Annotated in this window: 1 pseudogene; it reads left to right on the top strand. The window is 47.0% G+C overall.

What is annotated here, in order from left to right:
• Positions 1-236 (top strand): annotated as a pseudogene (locus AAEZ18_RS19670) (phosphate acyltransferase PlsX); the annotation flags it as partial.

The following is a 236-nucleotide window of genomic DNA, read 5'->3' as shown; positions in this document are numbered from 1 at the left end:
GTCCTTGACTTAGGGGCCAACGTCGATTGTGACAGCACAATGCTGGTGCAATTTGCCATTATGGGCTCAGTTCTGGCTGAAGAGGTGGTGGAAATTCCCAATCCTCGCGTGGCGTTGCTCAATATTGGTGAAGAAGAAGTAAAGGGTCTCGACAGTATTCGGGATGCCTCAGCGGTGCTTAAAACAATCCCTTCTATCAATTATATCGGCTATCTTGAAGCCAATGAGTTGTTAAC

The sequence above is a fragment of the Pseudoalteromonas sp. 19-MNA-CIBAN-0066 genome (genome assembly GCF_040308705.1).
Classification (GTDB): domain Bacteria; phylum Pseudomonadota; class Gammaproteobacteria; order Enterobacterales; family Alteromonadaceae; genus Pseudoalteromonas; species Pseudoalteromonas nigrifaciens.
The sequence above is the reverse complement of the archived record's forward strand: the minus strand, read 5'-3'. Positions and strand labels throughout refer to the sequence as shown.